The organism is Candidatus Krumholzibacteriia bacterium (assembly GCA_029865265.1).
Lineage (GTDB): Bacteria > Krumholzibacteriota > Krumholzibacteriia > WVZY01 > JAKEHA01 > JAKEHA01.
The window spans coordinates 1-16,588 of the sequence record JAOUHG010000021.1 but is presented as its reverse complement, the minus strand read 5'-3'; the positions used below and the strand labels follow the sequence as shown (position 1 = coordinate 16,588).

Sequence of the window (16,588 nt, the reverse complement as noted above, 5' to 3'; positions counted from 1 at the left end):
GGAGGTCAAGATGGACGACCGCAATCTGATCTACGACTGGAACGAGCGAGACGCCCCGGCGCAGCCGCGCCGGATTGTCGACCTCGACGACGAGACTCTGCGCGACGGCCTGCAATCGGCCTCCGTGTCCGACCCCCCCATCGAGGCCAAACTCGCCCTGGTCCACCTCATGGTGAGCCTCGGCATCCGCTCCGCGGACATCGGCCTGCCCGGAGCGGGCAAGCCCACCTTCGAGTCCGCGCTGGCCATCGCCCGCGAGATCGCCACCCACCACCTGCCCATCAACGCCAACTGCGCGGCGCGCACGGTGGTGGCCGACATCGAACCCATCGCCACCGTCTCACAGATGGCCGGCATCCCCGTCGAGGCCTCGCTCTTCATCGGGTCCAGCCCGGTGCGGCGCCTGGTGGAGAAATGGGAGGTCGACCACATGGTGCGCATGGTCGAGAAGGCGGTGCGCTTCGCAGTGGACCACGATCTGCCGGTGATGTTCGTCACCGAGGACACCACGCGCGCGGACCCCGCGGTGCTGCGCGCGCTCTACCTGGCCGCCATCGGGTGCGGCGCGCGGCGCATCTGCCTGGCCGACACGGTGGGGCACGCCACGCCCGAAGGCACCCGCTCCCTGGTGCGCTGGGCGCGCGAGCTGGTGCGCGAGAGCGGAGAGGACGTGAAGATCGACTGGCACGGGCACAACGACCGCGGCCTCGCACTCATCAATGCCCTGGTCGCGCTGGAGACGGGCGTCGACCGCGCGCACGGAACCGCCCTGGGCACCGGCGAACGCAGCGGCAACACCCCCATGGAACTGCTCCTCATCAACCTGCGCATGCTGGGCGTGATCGACAACGACTTGAGCCGGCTGTCCGAGTACTGCGAACTGGTGTCGCGCACATACTGCATCCCCATGGCGTACAATCACCCGGTGGTCGGCGCGGACGCGTTCCGCACCAGCACCGGCGTGCACGCCTCGGCGGTGCTCAAGGCCACGCGCATCGGGAAGGGCTGGCTGGCCGACCGGGTGTACTCCAGCGTTCCCGCCGCCTGGGTGGGCCGCAGCCAGGTGATCGAAATCGGCCCCATGAGCGGGTCCTCCAACGTTATCCACTGGCTGGAGACGCGCGGCTACCCGGCGCGGCCCGACGCGGTGAGCGCCATCCTCGATGCGGCCAAACAGTCGCCGCGGCTCTTGTCCGAAGAGGAGATACTGGGCATACTGCAGGGGTGCCCGCACTGATGAAACGGACCGTCACCGTCACCGTGAACGGCACGCCGCGCGAGATCCTCGTGCCGGCGGAGCGCACGCTGCTCGAGGTGCTGCGGGAGGACCTGCGCCTCACCGGCACCAAGTTCGGCTGCGAGCAGGGCGAGTGCGGCGCGTGCACCGTTTTGCTGGATGATGCTCCCGCTCTCTCCTGCCTCACGCTCGCCCGGTTGTGCGATGGCAAATCGGTCACCACGGTGGAAGGGCTGGACGGTCCGCACGCGGAGGTGCTGCGCGAGGCATTCGCCGAAGCCGGGGCATCGCAGTGCGGCTACTGCACACCCGGCATGGCGGTCATGTTCCACCACCTCCTCGGCCGGCGCGCCGCCGGCGAGACCATCGATCCGCGGCGCGAACTGTCCGGCAACATCTGCCGGTGCACCGGGTTCACCAAGATCCTCGAGGCCTATGAGCGAAGCGCACGAATCGCGGAAGAAAACGGCGCATAGCGTCGTGGGTGGACGCGGGCCGCGCGTCGAGGCATTCGCCAAGGTTTCCGGCCGCGCCACGTACACGGACGACCTGCACCTGCCGGGCATGCTGGCCGGCAAGCTCAAGCGCAGCACCATCGCGCACGGCACCATCCAGCACATCGACACCAGCCGCGCGCGCGCGCTGCCGGGCGTGCACGCCGTCCTGACCGGCGCCGACCTCCCGGTGCGCTACGGCATCCTGCCCGTGCATCAGGACGAAACCGCGCTCGCGGTGGAGCGCGTGCGCTACGTGGGCGAACCGGTGGCCGCCGTATGCGCCGACACCGAGGCCATCGCGCAGCGCGCGCTGGAACTGATCGACGTTTCCTACCGCCCGCTGCCGCACATGCTCTCGGTGGAAGAGGCGTTCGCCGCGCCGGAACGCCTGCACGAGTCGGAGAAGTTCACCGGCAATGCGCACCGTGTGGTGGCGCTGCAGTTCGGCGACGTCGACGCCGCACTGGCGCAGAGCGAGTACACGCGCGAGGACATGTTCTACTACGCGGGCAGCACCCACCTGCCCATGGAGACGCATTCGACGCTCGCCGACTTCGCCGACGGCCGCGTGACGCTGCACGTTTCCCACCAGGCGCCCTACTACCTGCAGCAGATTCTCCCGCGGGTACTGGACATCCCGCCCTGGGCGCTGCGGGTGGTGGTGCCGTACGTGGGCGGCGGCTTCGGCGGCAAGCTGGATCCCTTCCCCGACACCATCTGCGCGGCGAAGTTCGCCATGATGACCGGGCGTCCGGTCAAGATCACGCTCACGCGCGAAGAGGTGTTCTACAACCACCGCGGCCGCCATCCGTCCCTCATGTGGATCCGCACCGGTATCCGCGACGGGCGCATCGCGGCGGTGCACTTCAAGGCGTTCCTGGATGGTGGCGCCTACGGCAGTTTCGGCACGGCGGCCGCGTACTACCACGGCGCGCTGCAGCCCACCACCTACCGCTTCGGCACCTACAAGGCCGAGGTGGTGCGCTTCTACACCAACAAGCCGCCCTGCGGCCCCAAGCGCGGGCATGGAACACCGCAACCGCGTTTTGCGCTGGAGTGCCACCTGGACCGCGTGGCCGAGGACCTCGGCTTGCCGGCTGACGCGTTGCGCCGCCAGAACCTGATTGCGCCACACTCCACCACGGTCAACCACCTGCGTGTCACGTCGTGCGCGCTCGACGAGTGCCTGCGTCGGGTGGTCGACGCGTCCGGCTACGCCGCGAAGCACGGCGCCCTGCCCTTCGGCGAGGGCATCGGGATCGCGGTGGGCTGTTACATCTCCGGCGCGGCACTGCCCATTTACTGGAACGAGATGCCCCACTCCGAGGTGGTGGTCAAGGCGGACCGCTCCGGCAAGATCTCCGCATACTCGGGCCACACCGAGATCGGCCAGGGCGCGGACACGGTGCTGGCGTGGATCGTGGCCGAGGTGCTCGGCATCGCGCCGCGCGAAGTCAGCCTGGTTCTGCGCGACAGCGACGCGGTCCCGCCCGACCTGGGCAGCTACTCCAGCCGTGTCACCATGATGATGGGCAACGCCGCGCGCCAGGCGGCGGAGCGGCTGCGCGACGCGCTGGCGGAAGCCGCGGCGCGCGCCCTCGAAGCGGAAGCGGGCGAACTGGGCTTCGCGGAGCGGCGTGTGTTCGTGAAGTCCGATCCGTCGCGATCGATCAGCCTGGAGGAGGCCATCAAGCACGCGGAGACCGCGCAGGGCATGCTCTCCTTCACCGGCAGCTACACGCCGCGGCCGCAGTACGGCGACTTCAAGGGTGCGGGCGTGGGACCGTCGCCCGCGTACAGCTACACCGCCTGCGCCATCCAGGTTCGCGTCGATACCGACACCGGGCGCGTGTACCCGGTGAAGGTGTGGATCGCGCACGACATCGGGAAATGTATCAGCCGCGTCAACGTGGAGGGACAGGTGGAGGGCGGCGTGTACATGGGACTGGGCGAGGCGCTCATGGAGGAGATGGCGTTCACGCGCGAGGGGCTCCTGCGCAACGCGGGGCTCTTGGACTACAAGACGCCCACCATGATGGAAACGCCGGAGATCGAGACCTTCCTTATAGAGGATGGCGACGCGGAAGGGCCCTTCGGGGCCAAGGAGGTTGGGCAGGGTCCGCTGCTGCCGGTGCCGCCCGCACTGGTGAACGCGGTGTACGACGCCATCGGCGTGCGCTTCGACGAGATCCCGGTGACACCCGACAAGGTGCTGCGCGCGCTGGAGCGCAAGTCGCAGCGGGTGGGCCCGCGCAGCGTGATCGATTTCCCCTTCCCTGAACCGGTCCGGGTGGAGGTTCCGGAGCATGCTGAGAATCGAACCGTTTGAACTGCTGCAGCCGCGTACGCTCGCGGAGGCAACCGAGATGCTCGCCACGCGCGGGCACGCGATGGTCATCGCCGGGGGTTCGGACCTGGTTCCCAAACTCAAGCGGGAGCAGTTCTCACCCGGGGCCGTGGTATCGCTGGCCGGCGTGGACGGCATCACCGGCGTCACGCGCGAAAAAGACGTGGTGCGCATCGGCGCGCTCACGCGCCTGTGCGAGCTGGAACGCGCGCCCGAAATCGGCGGGCTCACCGCGCTCCGCGAGGCTGCCGGCGTGGTGGCAACACCCATCATCCGCGGCATGGCCACGGTGGGTGGAAACCTGCTGCAGGATACGCGTTGCCGGTACTACGACCGCGGATCGTTCTGGCGCGAGGCCACCGGATCGTGTCTCAAGAAGGACGCCGACGTGTGCCGCGTGGCCAGCGGGGGCAACCGCTGCTTCGCCACGCTGTGCTCGGACCTGGCGCCGGCGCTCATCGTGCTGGGCGCCAGCGTCACGCTGTGCGGCAGGGAAACACGCTCGCTGCGCCTGGAGGATCTCTACAGCGACGACGGCATCGCCCCCTTCAAGATGAAGGGTGAGATCCTCACCCACGTGGAGGTTCCGGCGAAGGAGCGCTTCTCGCGCTACCGGAAGTTACGTATCCGCGATTCGTTCGACTTCCCGGAGGTGGGGGTCGCGGTGAGCATCGACGGCGCCGGCGAAACGCTGCGCGTCTCGGTGGCCGTGACGGCGGTGGCGCCGTCGATTCCGGTGTTCCGCCAGGAGGTCGCGCGCGACCAGCTCAAGGGCGTCGCCGACACCGTCTACGCGGCCATCAAGCCCATGGACACCCTCTTCTTCCCACCCGCGCACCGCAAGAGCGTCGCGCGAAACTTCCTGCTGCGCATCTTCGATGAATTTCTCTCTGCTCGATAGCATCCTGCGCACCAGAGACGGCGTTCTGGCGACCATCATCGGCGCCAGCGGCCACACCTACAAGAAGACCGGCCAGCAGGCGCTGTACGCGCCCGGCGGTATCGAACCCGTGCACGGCAACCTCGGCGCGCTGTGCGCGGACCAGGAGATCATCGCGCGCGCCGACGAGGCGCGTGCGTCGGAAAAGCCCCTCACCGTCACCATCGACACCACCGGCGCCATGGACGAACTCATGGGCAGCGGCACCGGCTGCGGTGGCACGCTGACACTGCTGCTGGAACCGATCGGACCGGCGCACAAACGTACCTACGCGCAGCTGGGCGCGCACCTGAAGTCGGGGCCGGCGGTATTCCTGGTGCACGACACCGAAACCGGCGACCTGCGCGTGGAGACCGGGACGCCGCGGCCGGGTGAGTCCCTTCATATCGAGAGAATCGCACCCCTGACACCGCTGGTGCTCTTTGGCGCCACGCCGCTCGCCCGCCGTATCGCAGCGCTTGCCGCCGACATGGATTTCGTGGTGCACCTGGCGGACTGGCGCCCCGCATTCCTGGACCTGTTCCGCAGCATGCCCGGCATCGAGATTCAAACCCGGGGGTTCTCGCCGCCGCCGGATGCGTGCGTGGTGCTCATGTCGCACAGCTTCCAGCGTGATCTCGCGGCGCTGCGCGACTGCCTGGGCGCCGGGTGCCGCTACGTCGGCGTGCTGAGTTCGCGCAGCCGGCGCGACCGCATGTTCGCGGCACTGGCCGCAGAAGGCGTATCCGCGAACGCGCTCTCAAGCGTTCATTCCCCGGTCGGACTCGACATCGGTGCGCAGACCGACGCGGAGATCGCGGTGGCCATCCTGGCCGAGATCATCGGGACGTTGCGCGCGTGATCATCGGCGTGGTGCTCGCAGCCGGGCGTGGTGAACGCTTCGGGTCCGACAAGCTGCTGCGGCCGCTGGGCGGGCAACCCGTCATTCTGCGGACACTGGCCAATTGTCTCGCGGCGTCGCTGGATGCGGTGGTCGTTGTGGTGGGTGATGCGGGTAGTGGCGTGGAGGCCGCGGTTCGCGGCGCCTTCGCGCACGAAGCGCGCGTGTCCGTTGTGCACAATCCGGACGCCGTACGCGGGCACATCACCTCGCTCAAGGCGGGCCTGCGCGTTCTTCCCGGTGACGCCAGCGCGGCCGCTGTCTTCCTGGCTGACATGCCGCTGGTGGCCCCGGCAATCACCGACGCGGTCCTCGATGCGCATCGCGCAACCGGGCAACTCACCGTGCCGCTGTGCGCAGGCGTATGGCGCCACCCGCGGGTGATTCCCGCCGAACGCTTCGACGACTTCCTCGCGCTCGGCGACGGCGCTGGCGGGGGCGTCATTTTCGAGAGGTTCCGCGACCAGGTGACCGCGGTTGAGGCCGGCGAGCCCTGTAACTATCTCGACATCGACACGCCCGAAGACCTGGCGCGCGCCGAGTCGTTCATCCTCCCCTGACGAACCCCCCGGCCATCAGGTGGTCGGCCAGGCGCAGGGCCAGGGCCACAATTTCACGCTGGTGGCTCCGGCGACGGTGCGAATGGCCGTCTACGACGTCACCGGCCGGCTGGTGCGGAGCCTGGTGAACGAGGACCTTCCGGCTGGCGTGCACGCGGGCAAGGGGGACCAAAGGCGTACCCCCCTGTTCAGTCAGCTGGTGGACGGAATGAGTCCGGCTCCCCGGGCCACGCGGTGAATACTTCCCGCCCCGGCGAGAACAGCGGAGTAGACGATCCACAATTCCACATTGACAGCGGGGAGCCGCTGCGGTTTCATCTCCGGAAAGGCCGCAGGAAAGGCGCCGATCATGCCGGCGGAAGATTGGGTATCGAGGCTCGTCGGTCTGTGGAAGGGATTGCCCGAACAGGTCAAACGGCTTGCGGTCGTCCTGGCCGTCATCATCGTAGTGTTCGCGCCGGTCAAGCGCCTGCTGGTGCCGGCGGACTTCGGCAGGATGGGACACTACCGCGCATCGGCGCTCGATGACGCGGCCGCCGTCCCGCTGGTCTACGCGGGCCGCGCGCTGTGCAACGACTGTCACGACGACGTCGTCGACACCAAGGCCCAGGGTTACCACGAGGACCTCGCGTGCGAAATCTGCCACGGCGCGGCGTTGGTCCACGCCAACGACCCCGATTCCGGCGTTCCGCCCGCACCGCGCGATCGTGGCTACTGCCCCATCTGCCACGAGTACCTGCAGTCGCGGCCCACGGGCTTTCCGCAGATCGTCTCCGTCTCGCACAACCCGCTCAAGCCTTGCATCACGTGCCACGACCCGCACGATCCGGTGCCGCCGGAGACGCCCAAGGAGTGCAACGCGTGCCACGCCTCCATCGCGCGCAGCAAGGAGTCGTCGCCACACGTGTACCTGGAGTGCACGGATTGTCACGACGCACCCGAGGAGCACCGGGTGAGCCCGCGCCAGTATCTGCCCGGAAAACCTTCCGCGCGTGAGTTCTGCGGCGGCTGCCATGATACCAACGCGGACAGCAGTGCCGAGATACCACGCGTCGACCTCGAGACACACGGCCAACCTTACGTGTGCTGGCAGTGCCACTACCCGCATCATCCGGAGGCCCGCCGATGAACGACGTACAGATCACGACCAGCCAGACGCCCGAAAACCAGGAACTCCCGCGGCGCGACTTCATCAAGAAGGCGCTGTGCACCATCGCCGCGCTGCTGGTTCCCCGCACCCTGGTGGCGAGCAAGGAGATGGAAGAAGCGCCGGTGTGGGTGCTGGCCAACGGCTACAAGCCCGGCGAGCACTACTGGGGCATGGGCATCGACACCAGCAAGTGCATCGGGTGCGGGCGCTGCGTGGAGGCGTGCAAGACGGAGAACAATGTACCGCGCGAATCCGCGTACTTCCGCACCTGGGTGGAGCGCTACCGGATCACGGCCGAAGGCGAGACGGTGGTTGACAGCCCCGACGGCGCCATCAACGGCTTCACCGACGACGGCGAGGTTCCCAATCCGCTGCGGACGTTCTTCGTGCCCAAGCTGTGCAATCATTGCGACAATCCGCCGTGCGTGCAGGTGTGCCCGGTGGGCGCCACCTACAAGTCGCCCGACGGCGTGGTGCTGGTGGACAGTTCCTACTGCATCGGCTGCCGCTACTGCATCCAGGCGTGCCCGTACGGCGCCCGCTTCCTGCACCCGGAAACCAAGACCGCCGAGAAGTGCACCTTCTGCTACCACCGCATCACCCAGGGGCTGCTGCCGGCCTGCGTGGAGGCGTGTCCCACCCAGGCGCGCGTGTTCGGCGAGGTGCGAAAGAAGCCCAGCCCGCTGCAGCGCTTCCTGCGCATGAACCGCATCGGGATCCTCAAGCCGTACCTCAACACGGAACCCAAGGTGTTCTACGCCAACCTGGACGGTGAGGTGAACTAGTGGGTACTTCGTTCAACGACATTCAGGGGTTCATCTACCCCAACGAGATCGAACTCCACTGGAGCATTCTGGTGGTGGTTTATCCGTACGTCACCGGGCTGGTGGCGGGCGCCTTCATCCTGGCCTCGCTGGTCAAGGTGTTCAAGGTGAAGGAACTGCAGCCCGTGTACCGGCTGGCGATGCTCACCGCCCTGGCGTTCCTGCTGGTGGCGCCCCTGCCGCTGCTGGCCCACCTGGGACACCCGGAGAAGTCGTTCGAGATCTTCCTCACGCCGAACACACGCTCCGCCATGGCCATGTTCGGTTTCGTGTACGCGTGGTACCTGATGGCGGTGTTGCTGCTGGAGATGTGGTTCGACTACCGCAGGGATCTCATCCTGTGGGCGCGAAAGGAGCGCGGCTTCACGAAGTTCGTGCACCGCGTGATATCGCTGTTCTCCTTCGACGTCTCCGACAGGGCAATCCGTTTCGACCGCCGCGCCGTGCAGGCCATCACTATCATCGGCATCCCGTCGGCATTCCTGCTGCACGGCTACGTGGGCTTCATCTTCGGGTCGGTGAAGGCAAATCCCTGGTGGTCCAGCGTGCTCATGCCCATCGTGTTTCTGTTCTCCGCCATCGTGTCGGGCATCGCGCTGGTGCTGCTGATCTACATGATCGTCACCCCCATGCGCGGCTCCCAGATCGACATGTCGTGCCTGGACCGTCTGGCGAGCTACCTCTTCTACGCAATGATCGTGGACTTCTCGCTGGAGATCCTGGACTTCGTCCACCGCATCTACGAGTCCGAGGAGTCCATTGAAATTCTGGGCCAGCTGGTGGAAGGGCGCCTCTTCGTGAGCCTGGTGGTGATCCAGTTGCTGATGGGCATGGTGGTGCCACTGATCGCCATCGTGGTGGTGAAGCTGTTCCGCTTCCCCGCCGAATTGCGGCGGACCCTGTACTTCCTTTCCGCAATCCTGGTTCAGGTGGGCATCTTCTCCACGCGCTGGAACGTGGTGATCGGCGGACAGCTCTTCTCCAAGAGCCTGCGCGGACTCACCACCTACAAGATGTCCATTCTGGGCATCGAGGGTCTGCTCACGGCCATCGCGATGCTCGTGCTTCCGTTGCTGATCCTCGCCGTGTTGCTGCGCATCCTGCCCCCGTGGCCGGAAGCACGCAACCCGGAGCATCCGGCGCCGGTGACGCCCGCAGCCACCTGACGGGGTTACGGGAGTCGCGTCTTGAGGTGCTCCGCCAGGCGCAGCGACAGCGCGGCGATGGTGTACACCGGGTTGGCGTAGCCGTAGGCCGGGAACAGCGACGGGCCGGCAACGAACACGTTGTCGCACCCGTGGATCCGGCAGTCGCGGTCGGTGACCGATGTGCGCGGGTCGTCGCCCATCCGCGTCGTCCCCATGAAGTGCGAGTGAATTCCAATCAGGGGCCACGCCTGCGCGGTGCGCAGGCGGCCGTAGTCCATGCGCGCGACATCGTCCGCCCGCATCTCCCGCTCCAGCAGCTCGAAGAATGCGATGACGGAGGCACGATCCTCCGGCGAGAAGGTCCACGTCACGTCGGCCAGCGGCATCCCGAATGCGTCCCGCCTGCCGGAAAGCGTGACGCGGTTGTTCGGGTTGGGATACTGATCCAGAAACGCGCGCAGGATGAATTTGCGTGCGCGGCGTTGCATACCGCCCAGCCGGCCCATCATCTCAAATGCAATCTTCCCTGCCCCCGGGATGAAACCGCTGATCAACGGCGAGCGATCGATCAGGGGAGAATTGAACGCGTGTGATCCGCGCCAGGCGTCGAAGAGTTTGTTGGCGCGATACTCCGCGAACGGCAGGACCTGGACGTAGTGGTTGAGCAGCCGGTGCTCGCGCTGGGCGGCCGCGGTGAAGCCCACCCCGCAGCGGGCGGTGCCCCCATTGGACGGCTGGTCCGAGAAGAGCGGGTGGCGGGTCGAAACACGCTTCATGAGGATCACCGTGGCCATGTTGGCCTTGGGGTGGGTGGAGAGATAGCGGCCGACGGCGTCGCCGCCGATGCCGGCGGGACGCACCGCCGTCGAGTTGAGCAGCAGACGCGGCGTCTGGATGCCGCCGGCGGCGACCACGAAACGCCGCGCGTGCACGCGGACGATCTTTCCATTCGGCAGCGCGACCTCGGCGGTCTCCACCGATCCCGCGTCGCCCCGCTCGCACAGACGCACGACGGGCGCGTTCATCATAACGCGCAACCGGTCCATCCTGCGCGCGGCCTCTCTCAGGTAGTCGGCCGCATTGAAGTGCCGGTTCGCCCACTGGAACAATTTGAACTCGATTGCTCCGGCGGACAGGAAGCGCGGGCGCGTGTGGCCCGGTGCCGCCAGGAGACCCGAATCCTGGAGTCCGAGGATCTCTCCCGCGCGGCGGTACCAGGGCTCGAGGTCCTGCATGGACAGAGGCCAACCGCTGTGAGGAACCCATGCCCGCTGCTCAAAGTCGATCGGATCCAGCGCGGCCAGCCTCCCCGCCCACAAATTGCTTGCGCCGCCGAGCTGCCGCGCAAACCCAAAATGAAGCTCGGTGCCACCGGACACATCCACGCGGTCCAGCATGGCGTCGAGGCGGTGGTCGGGCGCCTCCGAGCCGGCCTCCAGCAGGAGGACGTCGATACCGGCCGTGGCCAGTTCGACCGCAATGATGGCCCCGCAGAAACCGGAACCGATGACGCACACGTTCGTCCGCAGAGTGGTGTCTCCCGCGGGATCGAACATGTCCGAGGGTGTTGTAGAGAAGGTCATTGAACCAACTATCGCGTGCATGCAACCGGTTCACACACCGTGTCACCCGCAGAATAGAACGTCCCGGTGCGCAACGGCAATTGCCAACACGGGAAACGACGTGCCAGGGTGCGTTCAAAGCGAACGAGCTGACAGTCAACTCCGGCGTGGCCGCCCGGACGCTGCTCGGTTCAACCCCCCTGCTCGCTTCCCCTCAAGCCCCACTCCTCCCCGGGGACAGCCGCGCTCCTTCCCCAGGGTGTCCGTGGCGACTACACCGCGGACCGCCGGTCCGGCGGGACTTGCATCATCCAGTCATCCGGGCTAGAATACTGACCCGCCGACCGCGTGAACGTGACTGCTCCTTGATTCACGCATCCTTCGCGCGTTCCAGGAGCGAGACTGGAGGTTCGTATCATGCGTTACCTGCTTGCGCCGACCGCCCTTTTGTTGATCGCCGCCGCCTGTCAGCAGCAACCCGCGTCTGACACCCCGTCGGGTGCTTCCCTCCTCACCAATGCCACCACCAGCGCCAGCGATGAGCGGGGGCGCCATGTCGACTACGACTGGAACGCCATCATCGACGGGAACAGCAATGCCGATGACCGCGAGGTTGCTACCGGGTCATCCGTCGGCGCTGCGGCGGCGCCGGATGCGGCCGCGGTGGTGACCCGGGTTATCGACTTCGAAACGCCCTCGCTGGGCTTCGCCGGATCGATGGTGATCAATCCATACGTCGATGCCGCAACCGGTGTCGTGTTCACCGCGTCATCCACGCAGTATCCAAACGCGGTCGTGGGACTCGTGAAGAACTCCAGCACCAGCGCGTGCGTCGACCCCGCGAACGCCGATCAGAAGCTGGCGTCGGGCGTGGGCACCACCGTCGGGCTGTCGGGCTTTCCCATCCACGCCAACTTCCCGCAGCCGCTTGCGCCGCCGTGCGCGGTTTCGGTCGAGGTGCAGATCGGCGTCAACGCCACCGTGCTCCTCACGCTGATCCACCCCGACGGGACCAGTGCAACCATCACCCAGCGTGCACTGACCCGGGACGGGACCTGTGGTTTTCCCGGTGACGACCGCTCGCGGCTCGTCATCTCGGCCGCGTCGGAACAGCCGGTGTCGAAGATCATTGTGGGGGGCAACACCGCCGCCCGGGTGTTCGTGATCGACAACTTCACCTACGAGTACACACCGGTGTCGCTTGCACTCGACATCAAGCCCGGCTCGTGCCGCAATCCGCTCAATCCAAAGTCGATGGGCGTCCTTCCCGTGGCCCTGCTGGGCACGGGCATCACACCGGTGGACGACGTGGACGTGTCGACGCTGCGTCTGGCCGGCGTGGCGCCGCTGCGCAGCCACTCCGACGATGTCTCCGGACCCGGCGAAGACGGCGGCTGCGCGTGTCCCGTGGACGGGGCGGACGGACTGGCCGACCTGGTACTGCATTTTGAGACCAGCGAGATCGTGGCCGCGCTGGGACCTGTGAGCGCGGGCGATTCCCGCGTGCTGGCACTCTCGGGAGAGCTCTGGGACGGCACGCCCTTCACGACGAGTGATTGCATCGTCATCGTAGGCCGCGGTCCGGCGCACGCCGCCGGGGCCGACGGGACGTTCGTCATCTCCCGCTAGGGCCGAATGATACGGTTGCATCATTGCGCCCCCGCGCCGGATGCACCCAGAATGGGCGCGATGCGCCGGATGCGAGATCCTCCGGCGTTTCAGCACCGCAATGCACCAGCACCGCCGCGGAAGCGGCGAGGGTCTGGCTGAAAGAATCGTATATCCTCTTCCGTTCCCGCCTGCTCGCAACAACTCCCGGTGTCCACGACACGCCACCCGCGATGCGCAGAGGACCGTTTGAACAGTCAACAGTCAAAATGATGCACGTGCATGATTGCAGTCTGCCGCGGAGTGGACAATCGTCGTGAAAAGGGCAGAAAGGAGTTTGTCATGCACGCGATACGGTACGTTTCGGTGGCACTGGTCTGCCTGCTATGCCTGTTCATTGCGGGCGCCATCAGCACACCGACCGCACTGACGAAAGAGCAGCCCGGCACGCTGCCTCTCGTCGACGCAACTCGCGCCAGCCCGGACGGTGCTTATTGCCCAACCACGGAGGAGCTCGGCAAGCTGCTCTTCTTTGACACCAACCTCAGTTATCCGACCGGACGGTCTTGTGCCAGTTGCCATAGCCCCGCAACGGGGTTCGCGGACCCCAACAGAATCAACCCCGTTTCCACGGGCGCCGTCAACGACGTATGCGGAAATCGTAACGCACCCACGGTGGCATATTGCAGTCACAGCCCGGCGTTTCACTACGACGCCGCCAGCGGCAGCTTCGTCGGCGGGCAGTTCTGGGACGGCCGCGCCGCAACCCTGCCGGAGCAGGCGAGGCATCCCTTCGTCAATCCGCTGGAAATGAACAACTACAGTTTGATCAACGTGGTTCAGAAAGTGAGCATGTCTTCGTACGCCAATCTGTTCAAAGAGGTCTACGGTGACGATTGCTTCAACGACGCAGAGGCGGCGTACGGGATGATCACCAACGCCATCGCGGCGTACGAGCACAGCAAGGAACTCAATCCGTTCAGTTCCAAGTACGACCACTACCTGAAAGGAACCGCTCCCCTGGGCCGTCGCGAAGCGGCGGGCCTCGCGCTATTCGAGGGCAAGGGCGGTTGCAGCGGCTGCCATCCGAGCGCTCCCGGCGCAGGAGGATCTCCCCCCCTGTTCACGGACTTCAGCTACCACAACGTCGGCGTTCCAAGGAACCCGTACAATCCGTACTACAGCCTTCCGCCACGGCTGAACCCGGCCGGCGAAGCGTGGGTTGACGGCGGCCTGGGCGCCGTACTCAATGCTCCGGAACTGATGGGCAAGATGAAGGTGCCCACGCTGCGCAACGTGGCACTCACCGCCCCCTATGGACACAACGGCCTCTTCAAGTCGCTGCGGGGGATGGTGGAGTTCTGCGCCAATGCAAACGTGGGCCACCGGCTGGAACCGGAAGTACCCACCAACGTGAACCTCACCGACTTCGGAAACGCGGGGTTGCGCGAGCGCGAAATCGACGCGCTCGTGGCTTTCCTCAACACACTGAGCGACGGTTATGTCCGCCCGGTCTACAAGGACCCGGGTGATCCGATGCTCACGCCGGATACCCCGCCGATCCGCCGCGATGTGGCGCTGTCGATTGCTCCCAACCCGTTCAACCCGGCCACACGCATCGAGTTCACGCTCAACGCGCCGGCGCCGGTGCGATTGGCCGTCTACGACGTCAGCGGCCGCCTGGTCAGGCGTCTCGTGGACGAGGAGCTTCCTGGCGGCGTCCACGCGGCCACGTGGGATGGGACCGATGCCTCGGGCACCTCGGTGGCATCGGGCATCTACTTCGTCCGCCTGACCACGGGCAAGCAGACGCTGGTTCGCAAGGCCGTGCTGACGCGGTGATTCGATCCTGAGGGCAAGATGGATTCGAAGGCATCCGCCTTCGGTCCACAAACGAACTCCCCCGGAGGGTTCTCCGGGGGAGTTTCGGTCTCTACTTCAAGACAGCCTCCCGCGCGAACGCACCGGCGTCTACTCGACGCGCAGGGCGAGGCAGGTGATGTCGTCGCTCTGGCGGGTGCCGCCGACGAACCGGTCGACCTGGTCCAGCAACGAACCGATGGCCGCCGCCGCGTGCGTGTTGTCCAACGCGCGCACCGCATCCACCACGCGCGCGTCGCCGAACTCGTGGTCGCCCGCGTCGACCGCCTCCGCGAGCCCGTCGGAGAAGACAAACAGAAGTTCACCCGGTGCCAGGGTCACGGTGCCGGACGCGTAGTGCTGCCCCGGGTCGATGCCGAAGGGCATCCCGCCGCGCTCCAGCCGCTCCGTGCTGCCTTCCGGGTGCCGGAGCACCGGCTGGTTGTGCCCCGCGTTGACGTAGTGGAGCACGCGCGTGGTGAGATCGAGCTCGGCCAGAAACGCCGTCGTGAACCGTTGTCCGCCCAGGCTGCGCGTGCAGGCGAATTCGTTGAGGCGCACGGCGAGTGACGGTGGCCCGTGGCAGTCGCGCGCGCAGGAGTGCAGGCACGCGTGGAACGACGCCATCAGCAGGGCCGCCGGCACGCTCTTCCCGGCGACATCCGCCACCACGAGGAGCAATCTGTTGCTCTGTTCGTCCAGCAGGAACGCGTCGTAGTAGTCGCCGGACACGGTGTTGGCCGGGCGGGTGGTGAAGCTGATGTCGATGCCGGCCACGCGCGGCGCCTCGTTGGGGACCAGCCAGCGCTGGATCTCACGCGCGATCTGGAGATCGCGCTTCATGGTCACCCGATCCGCCAGCTCGAGCACGAGCACGACGAGGAGCAGCAGGAACCCGAGGCTGCGGAAGTTGAGATCGAGTTCCGCGTCACGAAACGCAAAGTGCCACTGCCCGAACACGCCGAAGAAAAGCGCCAGCACCAGCAGTACCCGACGTGCCGGCGAGAGTTTCATCGCGATGGCCCAGAACCATGCCCGCGCCACCCGCGTCCACCCGCGCACGCCACGGATCTTCCCCAGGTCTTCTTCGTCGACGTCCAACCGGTAGAGTTCGTAGCTGGTGCGGGCCTCGGAGCGGAACTGATCCCACAGTTGCTGGACTTCGAGCCCATCGGAGAGGCGCCGCCAGAAGCGCCCGAGGTGACGCGGTCCGCGCGTCCAGCGGGAGCCGGCGTCGGGCGTACGGATCTCTTGCGGCGGGACTGTGGACACGTCGGGTGAACCTCCTGCGGATGGAAGGCTCATTATTCGCCATCACGGCCGGGCCGACAAGGAGCATCTCGTTGTGCCAGGCTTGACCACGAGGCCCGCCCCCTTCAGAATCGTGGCATGAAGCGGCCTGCAGAACGAACGCTCCGGAGCGCGTTATCGCAGACCGTCCGTTCCTCGTTCTTCTGGACACTCGTCGCGGTGGGAGCAGTGGGCATCGCCGGCAGGCTGTGGATGAACTCCCAGAGCGACCCGGCCGGCGCCGTGCGTGCGTTCGGCGTCATGGCTCCCCTGGCCGCGCTGACATTGCAGACGATGACCATCGCGACCCCGATGGGGTCCAGCGTGATTCCGGTGGTAAACGGTATGCTCTTTCCGCTGGCACTCGCGGTGGCGTTGAACCTTGGCGCCGGACTCGCGGGTGGCACCGGAATGTATTACGTGTTTCGCAGGGGCGAGCGAGAGGTGGGCATTCAGAAGCGGGTGAGTGCGATGCCCGCCTGGGCGCGTCGCTTTGCGCGCACGGACCTAATGTCGCTGGTCATCCTGCGCATGCTCCCCTGGGCCGGCGGAAGCCTGGCCACCGCGCTGGCGGGCGTGTACGGTGTTCCCCTGCGCGTCCATCTGCTGAGCGTCTTCCTCGGGTCGATACCCGGGTCGGTCATTTATGCCCTGCTCGGCGCGGGCATCATTTCGCGCTGAGAAG

15 protein-coding genes are annotated in these 16,588 nt (G+C 66.7%); 13 read left to right on the top strand and 2 right to left on the bottom strand.

The features are described from left to right. Nucleotides 1–10 precede the first annotated feature (10 nt). The 10 genes from OEX18_10275 to nrfD all read left to right on the top strand — a co-directional run bounded on the left by OEX18_10275 (nt 11) and on the right by nrfD (nt 9,601). Nucleotides 11–1,237, top strand: coding sequence for a LeuA family protein (locus OEX18_10275; protein MDH4337645.1), 1,227 nt, complete (start codon nt 11–13; stop codon nt 1,235–1,237). Then, nucleotides 1,237–1,713 carry a (2Fe-2S)-binding protein gene (locus OEX18_10270; protein ID MDH4337644.1) on the top strand — a complete coding sequence of 159 codons (477 nt, stop codon included), beginning with the start codon at nt 1,237–1,239 and terminating at the stop codon, nt 1,711–1,713. The genes OEX18_10275 and OEX18_10270 overlap by 1 nt, the downstream gene beginning before the upstream one ends. Before the next feature lie 4 nt (nt 1,714–1,717). Then, nucleotides 1,718–4,063 (top strand): molybdopterin-dependent oxidoreductase, encoded by a 2,346-nt coding sequence (locus tag OEX18_10265; protein ID MDH4337643.1) that lies wholly within the window; start codon nt 1,718–1,720, stop codon nt 4,061–4,063. Further along, nucleotides 4,041–4,982: an FAD binding domain-containing protein gene (locus tag OEX18_10260; protein ID MDH4337642.1), complete on the top strand. Its 942-nt coding sequence runs from the start codon at nt 4,041–4,043 to the stop codon at nt 4,980–4,982. Before OEX18_10265 ends, OEX18_10260 begins: the two co-directional genes overlap by 23 nt. Beyond that, nucleotides 4,960–5,862, top strand: coding sequence for an XdhC family protein (locus OEX18_10255; protein MDH4337641.1), 903 nt, complete (start codon nt 4,960–4,962; stop codon nt 5,860–5,862). The genes OEX18_10260 and OEX18_10255 overlap by 23 nt, the downstream gene beginning before the upstream one ends. Next, complete coding sequence (locus OEX18_10250; protein MDH4337640.1) at nt 5,859–6,461, top strand: nucleotidyltransferase family protein; 603 nt, start codon at nt 5,859–5,861, stop codon at nt 6,459–6,461. Before OEX18_10255 ends, OEX18_10250 begins: the two co-directional genes overlap by 4 nt. 19 nt (nt 6,462–6,480) lie before the next feature. Continuing rightward, entirely contained in the window at nt 6,481–6,699 is a 219-nt protein-coding gene (locus tag OEX18_10245; protein ID MDH4337639.1) for a hypothetical protein, read from the top strand. Between the two features lie 111 nt (nt 6,700–6,810). Further along, complete coding sequence (locus tag OEX18_10240; protein ID MDH4337638.1) at nt 6,811–7,590, top strand: hypothetical protein; 780 nt, start codon at nt 6,811–6,813, stop codon at nt 7,588–7,590. Next, nucleotides 7,587–8,396, top strand: a complete 810-nt coding sequence (locus tag OEX18_10235; protein MDH4337637.1) for a 4Fe-4S dicluster domain-containing protein — start codon at nt 7,587–7,589, stop codon at nt 8,394–8,396. The genes OEX18_10240 and OEX18_10235 overlap by 4 nt, the downstream gene beginning before the upstream one ends. Then, the gene (gene nrfD, locus OEX18_10230) at nt 8,396–9,601 is read left to right on the top strand and encodes a polysulfide reductase NrfD (protein MDH4337636.1); all 1,206 of its coding nucleotides are present in this window, start codon (nt 8,396–8,398) and stop codon (nt 9,599–9,601) included. The genes OEX18_10235 and nrfD overlap by 1 nt, the downstream gene beginning before the upstream one ends. A gap of 5 nt (nt 9,602–9,606) precedes the next feature. Here the strand turns inward: nrfD and OEX18_10225 are convergent, their stop codons facing one another. Further along, complete coding sequence (locus OEX18_10225) at nt 9,607–11,166, bottom strand: GMC family oxidoreductase (GenBank protein MDH4337635.1); 1,560 nt, start codon at nt 11,164–11,166, stop codon at nt 9,607–9,609. Nucleotides 11,167–11,562: 396 nt separating this feature from the next. Here OEX18_10225 and OEX18_10220 point away from each other — a divergent pair, with 396 nt between their 5' ends. Both OEX18_10220 and OEX18_10215 read left to right on the top strand, forming a co-directional pair. Continuing rightward, nucleotides 11,563–12,774: a hypothetical protein gene (locus tag OEX18_10220; GenBank protein ID MDH4337634.1), complete on the top strand. Its 1,212-nt coding sequence runs from the start codon at nt 11,563–11,565 to the stop codon at nt 12,772–12,774. Between the two features lie 321 nt (nt 12,775–13,095). Continuing rightward, nucleotides 13,096–14,595, top strand: coding sequence for a T9SS type A sorting domain-containing protein (locus OEX18_10215; GenBank protein ID MDH4337633.1), 1,500 nt, complete (start codon nt 13,096–13,098; stop codon nt 14,593–14,595). A 129-nt stretch (nt 14,596–14,724) separates the two neighbouring features. Here the strand turns inward: OEX18_10215 and OEX18_10210 are convergent, their stop codons facing one another. Continuing rightward, nucleotides 14,725–15,885, bottom strand: coding sequence for a serine/threonine-protein phosphatase (locus tag OEX18_10210; GenBank protein ID MDH4337632.1), 1,161 nt, complete (start codon nt 15,883–15,885; stop codon nt 14,725–14,727). 117 nt (nt 15,886–16,002) lie between these two features. Here OEX18_10210 and OEX18_10205 point away from each other — a divergent pair, with 117 nt between their 5' ends. Beyond that, on the top strand, nt 16,003–16,584 hold the full coding sequence (locus OEX18_10205) for a VTT domain-containing protein (GenBank protein ID MDH4337631.1): 582 nt from the start codon (nt 16,003–16,005) through the stop codon (nt 16,582–16,584). Nucleotides 16,585–16,588 lie beyond the last annotated feature (4 nt).

What these genes read in the sequence shown, in the direction of transcription:
- OEX18_10240 (MDH4337638.1), top strand. Translation starts at nt 6,811, where the DNA reads ATGCCGGCGGAAGATTGGGTATCGAGGCTCGTCGGTCTGTGGAAGGGA.
- OEX18_10260 (MDH4337642.1), top strand. Translation starts at nt 4,041, where the DNA reads ATGCTGAGAATCGAACCGTTTGAACTGCTGCAGCCGCGTACGCTCGCG.
- OEX18_10220 (MDH4337634.1), top strand. Translation starts at nt 11,563, where the DNA reads ATGCGTTACCTGCTTGCGCCGACCGCCCTTTTGTTGATCGCCGCCGCC.
- OEX18_10235 (MDH4337637.1), top strand. Translation starts at nt 7,587, where the DNA reads ATGAACGACGTACAGATCACGACCAGCCAGACGCCCGAAAACCAGGAA.
- OEX18_10225 (MDH4337635.1), bottom strand. Translation starts at nt 11,166, where the DNA reads ATGACCTTCTCTACAACACCCTCGGACATGTTCGATCCCGCGGGAGAC.
- OEX18_10215 (MDH4337633.1), top strand. Translation starts at nt 13,096, where the DNA reads ATGCACGCGATACGGTACGTTTCGGTGGCACTGGTCTGCCTGCTATGC.
- OEX18_10275 (MDH4337645.1), top strand. Translation starts at nt 11, where the DNA reads ATGGACGACCGCAATCTGATCTACGACTGGAACGAGCGAGACGCCCCG.
- OEX18_10270 (MDH4337644.1), top strand. Translation starts at nt 1,237, where the DNA reads ATGAAACGGACCGTCACCGTCACCGTGAACGGCACGCCGCGCGAGATC.
- OEX18_10205 (MDH4337631.1), top strand. Translation starts at nt 16,003, where the DNA reads ATGAAGCGGCCTGCAGAACGAACGCTCCGGAGCGCGTTATCGCAGACC.
- OEX18_10255 (MDH4337641.1), top strand. Translation starts at nt 4,960, where the DNA reads ATGAATTTCTCTCTGCTCGATAGCATCCTGCGCACCAGAGACGGCGTT.